This window comes from Enterococcus sp. GPZ-007, from assembly GCF_059374735.1.
Window position 1 is genome coordinate 1 of sequence record NZ_JCAFYN010000064.1, and the last position, 16939, is coordinate 16939.

The 16939-nt window shown below is 40.3% G+C and carries 16 protein-coding genes; 3 read left to right on the forward strand and 13 right to left on the reverse strand.

Translation table 11 applies throughout. The features are described 5' to 3' along the window. Positions 1-81 precede the first annotated feature (81 nt). The 7 genes from dhaM to glpO form a co-directional block, all read right to left on the reverse strand. The gene (dhaM, locus tag AC4J95_RS19795; RefSeq protein WP_494551335.1) at positions 82-450 is read right to left on the reverse strand and encodes a dihydroxyacetone kinase phosphoryl donor subunit DhaM; all 369 of its coding nucleotides are present in this window, start codon (positions 448-450) and stop codon (positions 82-84) included. Beyond that, positions 443-1021, reverse strand: coding sequence for a dihydroxyacetone kinase subunit DhaL (dhaL, locus tag AC4J95_RS19800; protein WP_316401424.1), 579 nt, complete (start codon positions 1019-1021; stop codon positions 443-445). Before dhaL ends, dhaM begins: the two co-directional genes overlap by 8 nt. An 80-nt stretch (positions 1022-1101) precedes the next feature. Then, the gene (gene dhaK, locus AC4J95_RS19805) at positions 1102-2085 is read right to left on the reverse strand and encodes a dihydroxyacetone kinase subunit DhaK (RefSeq protein ID WP_494551336.1); all 984 of its coding nucleotides are present in this window, start codon (positions 2083-2085) and stop codon (positions 1102-1104) included. Positions 2086-2131: 46 nt separating this feature from the next. Then, a complete protein-coding gene (locus tag AC4J95_RS19810; protein ID WP_494551337.1) occupies positions 2132-2662 on the reverse strand; it encodes a GNAT family N-acetyltransferase in 531 nt (176 codons plus the stop codon). 58 nt (positions 2663-2720) lie between these two features. Beyond that, positions 2721-3443: an MIP/aquaporin family protein gene (locus AC4J95_RS19815; protein ID WP_494551338.1), complete on the reverse strand. Its 723-nt coding sequence runs from the start codon at positions 3441-3443 to the stop codon at positions 2721-2723. Positions 3444-3539: 96 nt separating this feature from the next. Further along, positions 3540-5048 (reverse strand): glycerol kinase GlpK, encoded by a 1509-nt coding sequence (gene glpK, locus AC4J95_RS19820; protein WP_494551339.1) that lies wholly within the window; start codon positions 5046-5048, stop codon positions 3540-3542. A 19-nt stretch (positions 5049-5067) separates the two neighbouring features. After that, positions 5068-6879, reverse strand: coding sequence for a type 1 glycerol-3-phosphate oxidase (gene glpO / locus AC4J95_RS19825; RefSeq protein ID WP_494551340.1), 1812 nt, complete (start codon positions 6877-6879; stop codon positions 5068-5070). Positions 6880-7439: 560 nt separating this feature from the next. On the opposite strand from glpO, the gene AC4J95_RS19830 reads away from it, so the two are divergent. Genes AC4J95_RS19830 through AC4J95_RS19840 form a run of 3 tightly spaced genes read left to right on the forward strand, consistent with a single transcriptional unit; the run spans position 7440 to position 10356 of the window. Then, positions 7440-8123, forward strand: coding sequence for a response regulator transcription factor (locus AC4J95_RS19830; protein WP_494551341.1), 684 nt, complete (start codon positions 7440-7442; stop codon positions 8121-8123). Next, positions 8120-9574 carry a sensor histidine kinase gene (locus AC4J95_RS19835; RefSeq protein WP_494551342.1) on the forward strand — a complete coding sequence of 485 codons (1455 nt, stop codon included), beginning with the start codon at positions 8120-8122 and terminating at the stop codon, positions 9572-9574. The genes AC4J95_RS19830 and AC4J95_RS19835 overlap by 4 nt, the downstream gene beginning before the upstream one ends. A gap of 59 nt (positions 9575-9633) precedes the next feature. Then, entirely contained in the window at positions 9634-10356 is a 723-nt protein-coding gene (locus AC4J95_RS19840; protein ID WP_494551343.1) for a hypothetical protein, read from the forward strand. A gap of 59 nt (positions 10357-10415) precedes the next feature. Here the strand turns inward: AC4J95_RS19840 and AC4J95_RS19845 are convergent, their stop codons facing one another. The 6 genes from AC4J95_RS19845 to AC4J95_RS19870 all read right to left on the reverse strand — a co-directional run bounded on the left by AC4J95_RS19845 (position 10416) and on the right by AC4J95_RS19870 (position 16843). Next, complete coding sequence (locus tag AC4J95_RS19845) at positions 10416-12212, reverse strand: heavy metal translocating P-type ATPase (protein ID WP_494551344.1); 1797 nt, start codon at positions 12210-12212, stop codon at positions 10416-10418. A 555-nt stretch (positions 12213-12767) separates the two neighbouring features. Then, positions 12768-13172 carry a pyridoxamine 5'-phosphate oxidase family protein gene (locus AC4J95_RS19850; protein ID WP_494551345.1) on the reverse strand — a complete coding sequence of 135 codons (405 nt, stop codon included), beginning with the start codon at positions 13170-13172 and terminating at the stop codon, positions 12768-12770. A gap of 193 nt (positions 13173-13365) precedes the next feature. After that, positions 13366-14613: an MFS transporter gene (locus AC4J95_RS19855; RefSeq protein ID WP_494551346.1), complete on the reverse strand. Its 1248-nt coding sequence runs from the start codon at positions 14611-14613 to the stop codon at positions 13366-13368. 104 nt (positions 14614-14717) lie between these two features. After that, positions 14718-15488 (reverse strand): Cof-type HAD-IIB family hydrolase, encoded by a 771-nt coding sequence (locus tag AC4J95_RS19860; protein WP_494551347.1) that lies wholly within the window; start codon positions 15486-15488, stop codon positions 14718-14720. A gap of 226 nt (positions 15489-15714) precedes the next feature. Next, positions 15715-16083 (reverse strand): HAD family hydrolase, encoded by a 369-nt coding sequence (locus AC4J95_RS19865; RefSeq protein ID WP_494551348.1) that lies wholly within the window; start codon positions 16081-16083, stop codon positions 15715-15717. A gap of 358 nt (positions 16084-16441) precedes the next feature. Continuing rightward, on the reverse strand, positions 16442-16843 hold the full coding sequence (locus AC4J95_RS19870; protein ID WP_494551349.1) for a VOC family protein: 402 nt from the start codon (positions 16841-16843) through the stop codon (positions 16442-16444). Positions 16844-16939: the final 96 nt, after the last annotated feature.

Here is a 16939-nt window from a genome sequence, read left to right on the forward strand (position 1 = left end):
AATAGAAAAAATTTCATTTTGTTATTATTTTAAATAAAAAAGAGAAGCCAGTTTTCGCTGACTTCTCAAAAATTTCTTCACTTATTTTACTTTTAATGTCGCTAGTTGTTTTTCAATATCCTCTTCTCCAACGTCCGCCGCCAGTAAGGCACAGGCAGTATAGGCACTTTCGACCATCGCAGTATCGAATAAAGTAACCTTCTTATCTGTCATTTCAATAGCCATTTCCAGATTCATTTTCGCGCTGCCAAGATCATAAAAGGCTAACAATTCATCGGCTGAGTTTTCCTCGATCGCTTGTGAGATTCGATCCATTGATGTACCAATACCGCCATCTTCTAAGCCTCCAGCAGTTGTAACCGGAACATCTTTGGCGACTTCACTGATCAAGCGTTTCAAGCCTTCTGGTATTTCTTTTGTATGAGAAACTAACACAACACCTCTACTCACTGAAGACACCTGCCTCGATCATTGATTCAAAAAGATAGGCCGATGACATCGCACCAGGATCGATATGACCGATTGAACGATCACCAACATAGGAAGCACGGCCTTTTGTTGCTTTGATATTTTTCGTTTGTTCAACGAGTATTTCCAATGTTGCTGGATTTAAAGTACCGTTATTTAAATTATCTACTGCTGGCACCCATAAATCTAACATTGTTTTTTCGCCAACCGTCGAATTACCGCGTTTCATGATACCGGCGATTGCTGCCTTCAGCAAGATTTCTGGTTCAGCGGAATCTTTGCTGGCTTTCATCATTTCCATCATAGCTGTCCCATAGAGAGGACCTGATGCTCCACCAACTTTGCTGATCAGCGCCATCGCTGTCGCTTTGAAGATATCTGGAAGTTCTCCATCCAAATCTGCTGCCATCACCGCATCCATGCCTCGGGCCATATTATTTCCATGGTCACCATCTCCGATCGGCGTATCCAGCTCGCTTAAATAGTCTTTCTTGATTTGAATCTTTTCATTGAATAATTCTAAGGTTTTTCGCAAATTATCTGGTGTAAACATAATGGACCTCCTTGAATACTCTTTTGTTCAGCTTGCGATTATTGAAATTTACCAGCTTGAATCCGTTAGTAAGCTTAAAATTACCAAGCGATTGTATGCACAGGTTCATTCAATAAGCGTAAACGTTCGTCATCTAACTTGATCATTGTAATTGAGGCACCGGCCATTTCAAGCGAAGTCATGTAGTTGCCGACTTTGTTGAAGGTAAGTTCGATACCATCTTCTGAAAGGATAGTCTTCGCATCATTGAACATAATGAATAACTCCATCAACGGAGTCGCTCCCATTCCATTTACAAATAAGCCATATTTATCTCCTGCTTGCCAATTGAACTCTGCCTTTAACTTGCCGATGATTTCTTTGGCAATGTCATAAGACGGCTTAATTGCTTCACGGCGATAGCCAGGTTCACCATGAATTCCAACACCAAATTCCATCTCATCATCTGCTAGCACAAAGCCAGGTTTGCCAACTTCAGGAACTGTTGCACCAGAAAGAGCGATACCAACTGTTTTGATATCTTTGACTAAATCTTTCCCATAACTGGCTAACTCTGAAACAGATTTTCCTTCGCGAGCCATTGCACCTAAGATTTTATGAACCAAAACAGTTCCAGCAACGCCGCGACGTCCTTGTGTATAGGTGCTGTCCTCCACCGCTATATCGTCATCAACTAAAACAGAATCAACTTCGATATCATCCATTTCCGCTAAGTCCTTTGCCATGTCAAAATTCATGACGTCTCCCGAGTAGTTCTTAACAACCATCAACGTTCCTTTACCTTTGTCAGTTGCTTTGATTGCTTCATGAATTTGGTCTGGTGTTGGTGAAGTGAAGACTTGTCCGCAAACAGCTGCGCTAAGCATACCATCACCGACAAAGCCGGCATGAGAAGGTTCGTGCCCACTGCCGCCGCCGCTGACTAGGGCAACAGTATCAAAATCATCGCTACGAGCAACCACTAATGTTTCTGGTACCTGTTTCACGTAATCAGGGTAAGCGCCAACTAATCCACCGACCATTTCTTCCACGACATTCTTTGGATCATTGATAATTTTTTTCACTTGCTCCTCCTCCTTATAAGTTAAGGTAACTGTATCCTTTATAATCTTACATTCGATCTTCTTTTAGTAAGCCATAAACAAGTGTGTCCTGCCAAAGTGGGACACCATCATCTGTCTTATTAAAAAAAATATTTTTCCTAAAATGCCCCTCTTTAGTAAACCCTAGTCTTTCTAATAATTTCCAAGAAGCATCATTTTGTGGATGACATTCCGCGAATATCCGGTGTGCTCCTTGTGCGAAAACTTGATCGATCATCATTGAAGCTGCCTCGTAGGCATAGCCTTGATGCTGATAGTCATAATGAAAGACAAAACCTATTTCCCAGCTATCTTCTACTACTTCCTCAAGATAGATGTTGCCTATCACTTTATCTTTAAGACATACTGCCCAAAATTCGTCGGATTCACTATGGCTTAGAGCGATTTCCTTGCTTTGCTGCTGATTGATCGGCTCATAAGGTTCATATTTTACAACACGGGCATCTGAAAGATACTCCAACAGATCTGGCCAATCATTCGGCACAAATTTTCTAATTATTAGTCGTTCGGTTTTTATATTCTTCGTCCCTTTCTCCAAATTTCTTCCTATACTAAGCACATTAGGGTAATAGAAAGATTCTATCACCCCAAAAGATTTACATTGGTAAAGCCATAAATAACAATGCCGCTAAAATAGCACCGATGATTGGACCAACTACTGGCACCCAAGAATAGCCCCAATCTGATCCGCCTTTATTTGGGATCGGCAGAAACGCATGTGCGATCCTCGGACCAAGGTCTCGAGCAGGATTGATGGCATAACCTGTGGTTCCACCAAGTGATAGTCCGATAACTAAAATCAAAATACCGACAGCGATTGGATTTAAGCCATCACCGAATTTGCTCATGCCAAAGGCTAATAAAGCAAACACCAACATGAAGGTTCCAATGATTTCACTGATTAGATTGGCACCCAAGCTGCGGATCGCAGGTCCTGTTGAGAATACCCCTAAGATCGTCGCCTGATCTTTGGTTTCTTTCCAATGCGGATAATAATGAATGTATACTAGAACCGCACCGATAATTGCACCGATCATTTGTCCGATAATATAAGGGACGACCATATCCCAGCCAATTTTTCCGGCGATCGCCATGCCGATCGTTACTGCAGGATTCAAATGTGCAAATGACATGTAGCCTGCAGCATAAGCACCGATTGTAACCGCAGCGCCCCAACCTAGGGTGATCGCTATCCAGCCAGCTCCTTCAGCCTTCGTTTTTCGCAAGCTCACACCAGCTACGACACCATCACCCAATAATACTAAGACCATCGTTCCAATAATTTCACCAATTACCTGCGTTGACATACTCGTGTCCATAAACTCATCCCCTTTAATTTTTGTTACTATATCAGCCGCACAGTAAATTTTTTCTCTCATAAAAATTTAGTTGCCATGTGCAGCTGACTTATTCACTTATTTTTCTTTAGGTTGATGTTTATATTGCATCGTTGCTTGAACTGCTTCTTGCCAGCCAGCGTAAAGATCATCAGTCACTTCTTGATCCATCACTGGCTCATAACGTTGACCGTCGGAAGCAAATTTCTTAATTTCATCGACATCCTTCCAATAACCAACAGCTAATCCTGCCAGATAGGCTACACCGAGAGCTGTTGTTTCAAGATATGGTGCCCGTTCTACCGGTGTTTGTAGGATATCTGCTTGGAATTGAAGCAATAGATCATTTTTCGAAGCTCCGCCATCTACTCTTAATAGTTTGATGTCGGTACCAGAATCCTTGTTCATTGTTTTTACAACATCGGCTGTTTGATAAGCTAATGATTCAAGGGTTGCACGAATGAAGTGTTCTTTCGTCGTTCCACGAGTTAATCCGAAGATTGCCCCACGTGCTTGTTGATCCCAGTATGGTGCACCAAGTCCAGTGAAGGCTGGCACAACATAGACATTTTCACTGCTATCTACGCGTTTTGCATAGTCTTCTGATTGCGGCGCTTTTGTGAACATTCTTAGACCGTCGCGTAGCCATTGGATCGCAGAGCCGGCAACGAACACACTACCTTCCAAGGCATAGGTCACTTTTCCGTCAATACCATAGCCGATGGTAGTCAATAAACCGTTTTCGGAAAGGATCGGCTCTTCACCAGTATTCATAACGATGAAGGCTCCTGTTCCGTAGGTATTCTTGACCATTCCTTTGTCAAAAGCCAACTGTCCAACTAGCGCAGCCTGTTGGTCTCCCGCCATACCTGCAATTGGAACCTTGTTTCCATAGAAATGGTAGTCAGCAGTATAGCCATAGATTTCAGAGTTTGATTTAACCTCAGGAAGAATTTCTTTTGGAATATCCAAGAGATCTAAAATTTCTTGATCCCATTCTAGGTCATAAATGTTATACATCATCGTACGGCTGGCATTGGTGTAATCTGAAACATGCACTTCTCCACCAGTTAATTTCCAAACGAGCCAAGTATCGATCGTACCAAATAGTAATTCACCATTTCTTGCACGTTCACGTGATCCTTCAACATGATCCAAAATCCATTTCACTTTTGTTGCTGAGAAATAAGAATCAATCAATAGTCCAGTTTTTTTCTGGATCATTTCTGAATGTCCTGCCTCTTTTAAATCATCAGCGATATCACTTGTTTGTTTCGATTGCCAGACAATCGCGTGATAAATTGGCTGTCCAGTTTCCTTATCCCAAACGACTGTTGTTTCACGTTGGTTGGTAATACCGATCCCTTCAATTTGATCGGGTTTCAACCCACCTTCAATTAATGATCCTGCAATAACTGATTGAACCGAGTTCCAGATCTCATTTGCATCATGTTCTACCCAACCTGGTTTTGGAAAATGCTGCGTAAATTCTTTCTGCGAAGAACTTACTTCCTTACCGGCTTTGTCGAAAACGATTGCCCTGCTTGACGTTGTTCCTTGATCGATTGACATGATATAAGACTCCATGTTCCCACTCCTTTTCATATTATATTTGGTGCTTTTTTAAATCCGTTAATTGGGTTTCACTAATCTGTTTATCTAATTCTGATTGGTACGCTTCTTTTGTATTCGTATCCCAATCAAAATAGCCGGCCATGGCATCAACGACAGCATCTTTGATCTCCATTAAGCGATGGCTGATAAACAACATATAATTGGTCCGGCGTAATAAATAATCCACCGGGGTTAACGTCATCTCTGCTTCCATTGCATAGCGTAGTGACATTGATTCAGCCAAGGACAAGCCTTCAAAAGTGCCTTGATCCTTCAACGCAAATACTTTTTCCGCATTCGAGCCATACAGGTCCGCAATAAATTTGGCAGCATCAGGACTTAGACCTAGACTTTCACCTTTTTCCGCAAGGGCTTTCAACTCTTCATCAACACTTGCTGGATTAATCTCGCCACCAGAAACTGGGTATTTTTCTGAATCGATGAGTTTATACTTACTATTAGACAGCAAACCAATGATTTCCTTCATTGCACCTGTTGCCATCAAACGATAGTCTGTCAGCTTTCCGCCAGATAAAATTAAAAGGCCGTCTTCAGCAATCGTCAAATCACTGCCGCGGGAAACGGCTGAAGGGTTGTCCTTTGGTTCTTCCTTCGCCGCATCTGTGATAGTTTTTTCTACCTCTGGCCGAGATTGCTTGCCAGCATCATAATCTTTCGCGGCATTGATGATTTTCTCGAAGTTCTCGTCACTGATTTTTTCCTTCTTTGTACCATTGTAATCGCCGCCTGCTTCGCTAATCAATGGTCTCAGACCTGCCCAAGCAGCTTCTATATCATTGATCGACAAATTCGCATCAGGATATCTGCGATTTACGATTTTTAGTAAATAATCAACATCAGCTTGTTCCACTGTTGGATGATTGAAGTCGCCTTGGTAATCTGTATCCGTCGTTCCAAAATAAGTTTTGCTCTCTCTTGGAATGACAAAAATCATGCGACCATCATTTTCGCCGGTATCAAAATAAGTTGGTTGCGGGACTTTTAATTTTTCCCCGTCAACGACTAAGTGGACTCCTTTGGTTGGACGCATATGTGGTTTATGATCAATTTTTTTGTCGAGCTTATTAACGAAATCTGACCACGGACCTGCTGTATTTATTACCAGTCTGCTGTCTATAGTTACCATTGCATCATTCAGTAGATCGGTCGCTTTAACACCTGAAACTTTTCCTTGCTCATCATGAATAATTTCTTCTACCTTCATTCGACTGACAGCAATTGCGCCGTCATCAACCGCTCGTTTGATATTTTCGATTACCAAACGGGCATCGTTATTGCGATAGTCCAAATACACACCACCGCCTAGCAGTCCATCTGACTCTAGCTGAGGCTCACGCTCCAAAATTTCTTCTTTGCTCAACATATAGTTCGCATACTTGCCGCCTGTAATTCCGGCTAAATGATCATAAAGATCCATCGCGACCTTAACAGAAAACATATTGAAGGTTGAACCTGGTTCATCGAAGATCGGTAAAATCATTGGATCCGCCTTCGGAATATGTGGCGCAATGCCCTGAATAATCGCGCGCTCACTGACCGTGTCGGCTACTACCTCAACATCAAAGGTTTTAAGATAGCGGAGTCCACCGTGAACTAGCTTTGTTGACCGTGAGGATGTCCCCTCAGAAAAATCCTGCATTTCCAGCAAAGCGACCGATAATCCAGATGCTGCAGCCTGCAGTGCTACGCCAGCTCCAGTGATTCCACCACCAATGATCACTAAGTCAAAGGTTTGCTCCCCTAATTTTTGAATCATTTTTGGCCGTTCTCGAAAAGAAAACATACTAAACACCTCGCTCTTAATAATGAATTGTTTTTCTAAAAAAGAAAAATACCGTCTTACTTAAAAGGCTGTTTTGTTCAAAGATATCGTGAAGTTAACCTCCCTTTTTTTGTTCGAAGAATAGTATTAATAGAACTTACAAAATCAGTGTATCATAACGAAAAACGCTTTCAAAAAATTTAGATTGTAAATTATTGCTCAATTAGTCCAAATGACTGTCATATTTTGCTTACATTGTTTTTTTTCATAACTATTCGGCTTTATTTTTAATATGCTAGACTATTTATACAGAATCAGATTTTTTGTTGGTAAATTATTAAAGGCAGTCCTGTGGGGAGTTATACCAAACAACCTATCAAAAAGTGACCTTAATCGTCGGATCAAGCATCCAATGAATTAAACATTCTAGGATATGATCAGCAAGATTGTCAAACCAATTGAATTTTTTTTGAGCAGAACATCACAATAATGCGCTGTTCTTATAATGAGTGTTCCTTTCTACTATTATATTACGCTATACTTAGTTAGACCAAAGCTTCTAATTAAGTAAGGAGGTTCCCATGAAAATTCTAGTTATTGAAGATAATGAACAAATCGTTGATGTATTGACGCGCTATTTGAATGAAGCTGGTTATGAAACAGCAGTCGCTTATGACGGAAAAGATGCTCTTCCCTATTTTGATCAGCACAAAGTAGATTTCATTTTGTTAGATATCATGTTACCGCATGTTAATGGCTTTGAAATCTGCCAGCAGATTCGGGAAAAATCTACAGTGCCAATCATTATGATCACCGCAAAAACAGAAGATGCCGATCGGATTTTAGGCTTGGAAGTCGGTGCTGATGACTATATCATCAAGCCCTTTTCACCTAAAGAAGTCCTTTCTCGAATTAAGGCTATCATGAGACGGATTGATTTTGAAAAAGAATCAGCTGTGAAGCAGTTATCACTTGGTTCTCTGCGGTTGCTTTTAGAAAATCGTCAAGCGATTGCGGGTGATAAACAAATAAAACTGACAAAAAAAGAATTTGAGTTGCTTGTTTTATTCGCCAAGTATCCGAATAAGGTTTTTACTCGTGATAATTTACTGGATGCTGTTTGGGGCTATGATTATTATGGCGATAGTCGTACTGTGGACAGCCACATCAAACGATTACGAGCGAAATTGAAAAAAGCTGGTATTGAGGATTGTCAGATTGAAACTGTTTGGGGTGAAGGCTATCGAATCGAGGGACCAGCATGAAGAAAATCACAACGCGGCTGATCCAGCAATTTGTTGGTCTATTACTAGTTTTTGCTATCATGATTGCCTTTTTCTTTGGTATCTTGTTTGCCAAACAAACGGAAGATATGCATCAGGAAGAAATGACACATCGCAGCAAATTGATTAGTGAAACGTTATCTGGTTATTTTCAGTTTAATACACATCAAGGACAAGGAAATGCTAATGGTGAAGGAAACGGCATGGGAGGCTATGGAGCTTTCTTACGTTTTCTCAATCAGATCGCTGGAGAAGATGTTTGGGTAGTTGATACTGAAATGAACGCCATTATCTCCTATCATCATGAAAATTCAGGTAATCAAACATCGCCGCCGGCTGAGGCAAAAAATTTAGTCAATACTACTTTCAAAACAAAGAAAATGCAGGTCGCAAAACAACGACGACTGTTTCAATTACAAGAATTAACGATCGCGACACCGATCATGACTAACGGAACAGTTCGTGGAATCGTCCTGATGCATTCAAAGGTCGATGCGATCCATGAAAACCAATTGGCTGGATATGTGATCTTACTCTTTAGTCTGTTAGGATCTGTGATCGTCGCCAGTATTCTTGCTTGGCGTTTATCCAAACGATTTGTGAAGCCGATTGAATCGATGAGGGCTTACACAAACAAATTAGCCAACGAGGATTATAGTGAAACTCTTTCGATTCAGACGAAAGACGAACTACAGGAACTTGGCGAACAACTAACTCTCCTGAGTCAGCGTTTAGCAGAAGCAAAATCTGCTCGGGATCAAAAGGAACAATCAGAAAAAGATTTTCTTTCTCAAATATCTCATGAACTGCGCACGCCGGTCATGGTGATAAAAAGCTCTTTAGAAGCGATCAATGATGGGTATATTGATGCAACTGAAGAAAAGGATTATTTAGCTCAGCTTCTGAAGGAGAGTACAAGCTTAGAACGCTTAGTCAACGACTTACTTGAACTGAGTCGCCTGCAATCAACTGAGTTTCAGCTTCAAAAAGAGTTAGTTAATCCATTAGATTGTATTACTGATGCTGTAAGAAGCTACCGCATAGCGCTTAAGGAAAAAAATCAGGAAATCACTCTTGTTAATCAGCTTACCGAACCCAAAATGATCGATGGCGATTACATGCGGATTACACAGGTTTTCAAGATTTTGTTAGATAACGCAAATAGATACTCCCCTAAGCATTCGATTATCAAAATTGTTATTTCAAATAAAACTTCAGCCGTCGATATTTCTCTTTCTAACAAACTAGCTGATCCGATAAATGATACCACTCATTTATTTGATTCTTTTCATCGACAACAGCAAAATTATGCAACCGGAACTGGGCTCGGTTTAGCAATTGCTAGACAAGTAATCCTGCGCCACCAGGGACAAATCGCTGCAGAAGCAGATCAAAATCAGTTTATGATAAAAATTCAGTTGCCCTCTCTCTAATTGCCATACTTTTGTCACAATCTCTTCTTATACTATAATTGAAAAGGAGGAGATCATTCATGGTCAAACATAAAAAAGGGCTCGTTTCTATTGCATTAATCTTTGTTGGAATGATGGGATTTGCGACATTGAAAACAGATGCGGCAACAACTGGACAAGGACTTCAAAATTTGCGCTATTGCACGATCAATAATATTTACAAAGTGCCACGAGAAGATTGTCCTTTACGTCAGGATCGGATTCTTAATGGTTTAGATCAAAAAAATACAAGACCACAAAATGGTACAGGTGAACGAACAGGTAATAGAAATAACACTGGCAATGGTAAGCAAGACGGATCAGGACCTGGACGAGTTGATGGACCAAGAGTTCCTGATTGTCCTAATTTTGAAGAAAAACAAAGCCAAAATGCACAAAATACCAGTACAGCACCAGTGGCTGAACCGACTAATTATGGAACACAGCCGCAAGACGGAACCGGAAATCAATACGGGCAGCAAAGTTCCACTCCACAACAAACAAATTATGCGGAACAGACTCAAAATGCGGCAAATTATCAAGCACAGCAACCGGCCCAACAACAAGCAGCCCAAGAGGCAGCGGTTCAACAGCAGTGGCATCACCAGCAACAACAAGAAGCAGCAGCTCGCCAACAAGCGGCCCAACAGCAGCAACAAGCGGCTGCTCAACAACAAGCCCAACAGCAGCAGGCGGCCCCGCGTGTCCATCATAATTACACACCGCAACGAGCGAACGGACATCATGGGAATCGACACCATTAATAATAGCCTAGCAAGATTCCAAAAGGAAATTTTGCTAGGCTTCTTTATGTCCAATCTATTTACTTATCTTTCCGTGCTCTCAAAGCTGATAATATCGAAACAGTATCGATCACTTCCTGCAAAGCAGCTCCTAATAAAGCTGGAATCACACCTGTACTTGCAATCAGCATCAAAACTACACATATCACAATTCCGATCAACACTGATTGACGCGCAATCCTCATCGTATCTTGAGATAAGCGAACAGCTTCTGAAACTCGACTCAAATCGTCTTTTAAAATCACAGCATCGGCACTTTCACTTGCGGCGGTTGATCCGTGAGCCCCCATCGCGATTCCGATATCAGCAACAGCTAATGCAGGAGCGTCATTGACTCCATCGCCCACCATGATGCCTGGTCGATCCTCTTCATTTAATGCTTTTATAACGTTGATTTTTTCTTCTGGTAAACATTCTGCATGAACCTCTGAAATCCCTACTTCGCTAGCGATTTGATTTGCGATGGATTGATGATCTCCAGTCAGCATGATGGTTTTCTCAATTCCCATCGCATTTAGGGCTTTGACCGTAGCCGCGGACTCCTTGCGAACGATATCTGAAAACGTGATATAGCCCATATATTTCGCATCTAAAGACACATAAACGGCTGTTTGCTCACTATCCAATTCAACCGTTGAGCCGGCAAAAGAGGCTTTACCCACACGAATTTTCTTACCATTAACCATCGCTTGGATTCCTTGTCCGGTAACTTCTTCCAGATTTGTTACAGAGAACAAGTCAAGTTTATTCTCTTTCGCGTAAGCAACTAACGAACGTGCTAAAATATGACTCGATTCTTGTTCGCCGCTAGCAGCATAGGTAATCAATTCTTCTTTTGAAAAATCGTCAGCAACAACCCGAATTTCCTCAACTGATAACTTCCCTTCTGTTAAGGTACCCGTTTTATCGAAAGCAATACTTTTTGCTCGAGCCAATTTTTCTATTGTTGTCCCAGTCTTCACAACGATCCCATTTCGACTTGAGCGACTCATCCCCGCAACAAGAGCCACAGGGGCTGCTAAGATCAGAGGACAAGGCGAAGCTACGACCAACACTTCCGCAAAACGAACCGGATCTTTTGAAACAAACCATGCAATACCACCGATTAAATACGCGATAATTGTAAACGGCACGGCGTAGCGGTCAGCTAAACGAACAAAATGTGCAGGCTTAGCTTCTGATTCTTTAACAAGCTTTACCAATGTTTGATACTGACTGTCCTTTGCGGCCTTTCTTACTTTAAATCGCAATGCGCCATCACCATTAATCGAGCCTGACATCAATTCATCATTGCTTTTCTTTTCAATGGGTTTTGATTCACCTGTCAACGAAGACTCATCAACAAAGGATTCTCCTGCCGTCACACGACCGTCAACCGGAACTAACTCACCAGGCTTCACTAAAATCAAATCACCGACCTGGACTTCTTCGACTGATACTTCAGTTAGTTTTTCACCGTCGATTCTATGTGCAATCTGTGGTGAATTATCTAAGAGTGATCTCAGTTCTCGACTCGCTTGATGACTGGCATAGTCCTCCAAGCTATCGCCGCCTGTCAACATAATCAACACCATCAAGCTCGCCCAATATTCACCAACCAACAATGTAGCTACAATTGCGGTAATCGCCAATATATCTACACCATATTTTCCTGATCTTAGCGTTTCAATCATTCCGATCAACATAGAGACCGTCATTATTCCGCCTATGATTGCAACCAACCAAAATGCTAAACGATCCTGATGGAAACCAAATTCCAAAACTAATGCGATGATCCCAATCGCTAAGGTTGATAAAAATTTCTTTGTATTACTCATTTATTTGCGCCTCCATCCATCTTCATAATCAGATTAGCACTCTGACAAGCTAATTGAAAATGGAAACACCTAAATGATAAAGATAATCATTAACAGCTTATATTTACTACATACATATTATAATTATTACAGTCTGAGTCGAGAGAGAATTTGTTATTTAACTTCATCATAGCCTTGTAATTTCCAGCAAAAAAACCGACTGACTGTCGACTTTTTTATTACTCTGAAAGGACTGTTAATTATGAAATTAGCTCATTTAGATAATTTAAAGTCTATCTCGTTAAACACTTCGTAATGGGTAGCATTGAGTTACAATTACTGTTCTGACGTGCTTGTTTTTTGATTTTTTTATATCGTTCAATGATAGAGTTTCGTTGTCAAATGAATCCGTTATTATTTCAGATGTCTTTTCAGATTAATTTGAGTTTCCCAAGTCCTTTGTCAGGCAAATATTGTTCACTTTATTTACCCTGTAAGCATAAAAAAGACCTAAAGATAGTGTGAAACTTGCGTCCATTTTTTTACACTATCTTTAGGTCCTTTTGAGAGTACTCTTCAAAACGTTGTTACTTGAAAATTCTGGTAGAACTCGCCTTGATCAAAGGTAAATTTTAGTACGGAAAAATCAGATAATTCGTCCCCTTGTTCGTAATAAATACGATATTGATCCTGCCAAAATTCAAGCTTATCAGCTTCTTCAGACAGCACATCCATCTCACCAATCAATGAAATGCCCGTATACTTCTCGGCATCATAAAAATATAAGCAAGCTTTCGGATTCGCTAAAAACTGTTGAACTTTATTTGATGAAGTATTGGAATGTAAATATAAACAATTCTCTTCAATTCTGATCGGCTTCAGCATTGCCCGAATCATTGGGTAACCCTCTTCCGTAATAGAACCTAAAAAACACAGCTCTTGATTATCAACTAAGGTTTGAAATTCCTCTTGAACATTCATTTTATCCACCCTTTCTTAAACATTATTCCAAAATAACTAAAAAAAATCAAGATATGTGATAAATAAAACGAATATCTTTATAGTGGTTAATTTTAATTGCAAACCTAATCCATTTTCTCTGTTTAATTATTACTGAAATAACGTTTGACACAAAAAAGCCATGCCAGCAATGAATACTAGCATGGCTTTTGGATTAATGATCCTTCACTGCATAAATATCGCTGTCTTTTGTCTCTTTAAATAGCATGTAACATACACCCGAGAGCAATAGCACGAGAGCACTAATAAATAGCAGCGGAAGAAAAACGGATGCTGATGTTTGTTTGAACAGGATTCCCATCAGTAACTGACCTAATGGGACCGCACATTGACAAACGGCGATGACTGTTGCCATCACTTTTCCCAAATTGTTCTTTGGTGTGATTCTTTGGATCAATGTGATCATGTAGATTGAGATTGCACTAAGCATCATCCCAATCACAATCTCCATTATGATCACTACGATAAACCCCACGCTTGTGCTTGTCACGCTCAATAAAATATTCATAATCAGCAAGGCGATTCCTGATAATGTAAAGACCCGATAAAAATTGTTGAACTTTATGTTTTTGGTCAACGGTCCCGCAAAAACTGCACCGATGATACTTGATAAGCTGAAAACCGCCATACCGACACCGTACATTGTATCATTCGCCTGAAGCGTCATACGCAGGATCACTGGTAAACCGACGATAAAGAAAGAAGTTAAAGCAAAATTGACAGCCGCGGCCATAATGATCGTTTTGAAAATAACTCGGTTATTTTTTACTTCTCTAAAGCCATCTTTCAAATCAGCTGTTAAAATTTGTACGACTGACTTCGATGTTTCGACCCTTTTTTCGAATGGGATTTTTAAGAAACTCTCGATTACTGCTGCGGCAATAAAGAAAACGATACTGCTGCCGACTAACATTTTCGCACCAACTAACCCATAAAAAATTCCCCCAATGATCGGAGCTACCACATTCGATAATTGCAAAATTCCATTAGACAGGCCGTTGATTTTTTCTAATTGGTCCTCTTCGACTAATAAAGGAATACTTGCTCCAACTACTGGTGTATCAAAACTTCCTACAATGGACAGGACGAAGATCAAAAAACCGATTGCTAAAATTGATTCAGAAGTTCCAATGACCCAAAATAGCAATGCTGCAATTATCGCATTTGCCACATCCATCAAAACCATTAACATTTTGCGATCGTACCGATCCGCGATTGCTCCGCCGATCGGCGCGAACAAGACTGGAATACTAGAAATGGCTAACACTGTCGCAAACACATCGGCCCTTCCTGTCACATCTAAAACAAACAACGATAATGCAAAGCGCAAAATCGCACCGCCAAACACTGAAATAAATTGCCCCAACATCAAATAGATAATATTTTTGTTATTCCCTTTCACACTCTTTCCTACTCTCTTTGGTTGATACATTTATCTTAACGAAATCTTAAACTGTGAGCATCAGCCTTAAGTCTCATTATATTGTAATACTTTTAGTCATAATTTTATGAAATCAATCCATAATGTTTCAATCCCTCTAACACGCCATTTTCTGTCTTCGCTACATAGGAAGCTTGATCTTTCAGTTCCTCTGTACCCTCTTTCATCGCGATTCCATAATCTACCAACTCAAACATACTCAGATCGTTGTTCTGGTCACCAAACGCATAAGTTTCGATTTGTGTTCCGGCAATGGATTCCAATAGTTTTTGGATGGCGGTTCCTTTCGAAACATTTTTTGGTAATACATCGATTGCCAAAGGAGCAAAACGAACAGTATCTGCCACAGGTGACAGTGCCATGTTTACTCTATTTTCTAGCTCATTATTCAGATAAAGATTCATAAAATTGACGGGATTGCTTTGATAAAAGTTCGCTGATATTGGAACTTCTGAAATCCCCATATAAGCCACGTGTTCCTTTACAATTTTGGAAAAACTGGTCACCGCGAATCCCTGCTGATTGAAATAGCCAGCTGACACTTGATGTTTTTCTGCAATTGTAAGAATCCGCTCAACTTCTGAATGAGTAAATCTGGCATCCTGAATCGTCTTTCCAGCAAAACGGACATAACAGCCGTTTGATAAAACAAAATGCTCTACCTGCAATTGTTTTAGTAATTCCTTCACCTCATAAAAACTTCGACCGGTTGCAATAATCGGCAATACGTCTTGCTTTCTTAGCTCGTCAAACGCTTGTATCGTTTCTTGCTCCACCTGCAAACTGCCGCCAGCACACAATGTTCCGTCTAAATCAAAAAAAGCTAGCTTTTCCATAATTAACATCCTCTCTAAAATGCATTGATTTATTTTAAATACACCGTTGATCTATCAGACACAAAAAAAGCCGAGAGAAAAGTCAGTGCATCACAAATACACTGAACCTTTCCCCTCGGATCTTTTATATCAATAGGTGCCTTTTACATCTAGTAAAAGATGAAGCCCTCGGTCACAGTCCTCGATTGAGCGGAACCCTAGCTCCAGTTTTCCAGTTCACGATAAATCATACCATGTCTTGAAAGTATGACGCAATAGGGTTAATCAAATCAAAGTGTTTTAGCCCTTCCAACACGCCATTTTCCGTTTTTGCCACATAGGCCGCGTGGTCATTCAATTGTTCTGTCGCATCGCACATGGCAATTCCATGATCGACTACCTGGAACATTGATACATCATTGTTATTATCACCAAACGCATAGGTCTCGACTTCTGATCCGGCAAATCGATCCATTACTTTTTGAATCGCACGTCCTTTAGAAACATTTTTTGGTGAGATGGTCAGTGCCAAGGGTGAAAAACGCATACGATCAACCAAGTGTTCAAGGTTGTGATCTATTTTTGCTTCGACTTTTTCGTCCATATATAAATTCATATAATTGACTGGTCTCGAGAGTGAAGCTTATAAACCTTTTCGGATAAACTATTTATCACCCTTAAGGTGGCACGCTTACTTAAGTCTAACTTCTCACTTAACCATTCCCGAGTTACCCAGTACCCATTCTTTTTATTTAGCAGTAAGACCATTCGTCGTTGATGAAAGGTTTCTCGATCAAAGAGCTCTTCAAAGAAATCTTTTTGTGTAGTTGTCTTCATTTCTCCCTCTTTTAAAGAATCATTCATTTTACTATCATTTCATTCATCTCTTCTAGAATAGTAAAGACATGAGAAAAAAGGTATCAAGACGCTCATTAACTACAAAAAAATCACGGCACTAACCGTGATTTTTCCGTTTAAGGCATGTTCATCCATACTGGCTCAAATTGATTTCCATCTATATCGGTTACTTCTAGGCTGAACATTTGATCTTCTGGAACATTCATATCAACTGAGAAATAATCTCCACCATTGGCTTTCGCTGCTTCCGCGATTTTCTTTACTACATCGGGACTTTCAACAGAAAAAGCTGTTAACGTACCACTTTCTCTTTGAGTATCCGCAATTTTTTTATTTTTCAAGAACAGATTATAAAAATCATATTCTAGCAACATAATCCAAAATGTATCATCCCACACCATCAAGCTTGTCTGCTCGTTGGAAAATTCTACGTTCTTCTTAAATCCTAGCTTTTCATAAAATTCGGTCGAAGCCTGCACATCTTTCACTGGGTAATTTGTAAACACCATTGCCACCATCTTGTCCACTCCTTTGAATTTTCGTTTATTATGCAAGAATATCGGAGCGAAAGCAAAGAAAGCGCTTGTAAATAATGTAACGAAGGACTTTCATGA